The following is a 951-nucleotide window of genomic DNA, read 5'->3' as shown; positions in this document are numbered from 1 at the left end:
CCTGAGCGTGGCCAGAGTCGCCGAAGCCCTGGCGGTGTCGTGGAACACCGCCAACAACGCGGTCCTGGCCGAGGGCAAGCGGGTACTCATCGCTGATCCGGCCCGCTTCGATGGAGTGGCGGTGATCGGCGTCGATGAGCACGTGTGGCGGCACACCCGCCGCGGCGACAAGTACGTCACCGTCATCATCGATCTCACCCCCGTCCGTGACGGGACCGGTCCGGCTCGGCTGCTCGACATGGTCGAGGGCCGCTCTAAGAAGGCGTTCCAGGACTGGTTGGCCGAGCGGCCACAGCACTGGCGTGATGGCGTGGAAGTCGTTGCCATGGATGGGTTCTCCGGCTTCAAGACCGCTACCGCCGAAGAGCTACCCGAGGCGGCGACGGTGATGGATCCCTTCCACGTGGTGCGCCTGGCCGGCAACGCCCTCGACGAATGCCGACGCCGCGTGCAGTTGGCCACCTCTGGGCACCGAGGCCGCAAGACCGACCCGCTCTACGCGTGCCGGCGAACCCTGCATACCGGGGCCGATCTGCTCACCGACAGACAGCACGCCCGGCTGGCTGCCCTGTTCGCCGTCGACGCCCATGCCGAGGTCGAGGCCACCTGGACGATCTATCAGCGCACCGTGGCCGCCTATCGTGAACCCGACCGCAAAAAGGGCCGCGCGATGATGGCGGCGCTGATCGCCACGCTGAGCGCTGGCGTTCCCAAGCCGCTGCAGGAGCTGGTCACCCTCGGACGCACGCTGAAGAAGCGGGCCGCCGATGTTCTGGCCTACTTCGACCGGCCCGGCACGAGCAACGGCCCGACCGAGGCGATCAACGGCCGCCTCGAACACCTCCGCGGATCGGCCCTGGGCTTCCGCAACCTCACCAACTACATCGCCCGATCGCTACTGGAAACCGGCGGATTCAGACCACAACTACACCGTCAATCGTGAAGAGCCTG

At 67.3% G+C, this 951-nt stretch carries 1 protein-coding gene; it reads left to right on the top strand.

Annotated features, from left to right (window positions below):
* A partial coding sequence (locus ORI27_RS32870) for an ISL3 family transposase (protein ID WP_266001429.1) occupies positions 1–943 on the top strand: 943 nt, incomplete at its 5' end.
* Positions 944–951 lie beyond the last annotated feature (8 nt).

It is taken from the genome of Mycobacterium pinniadriaticum, assembly GCF_026242045.1.
Taxonomy (GTDB): Bacteria; Actinomycetota; Actinomycetes; order Mycobacteriales; family Mycobacteriaceae; genus Mycobacterium; species Mycobacterium pinniadriaticum.
The sequence above is the reverse complement of the archived record's forward strand: the minus strand, read 5'-3'. Positions and strand labels throughout refer to the sequence as shown.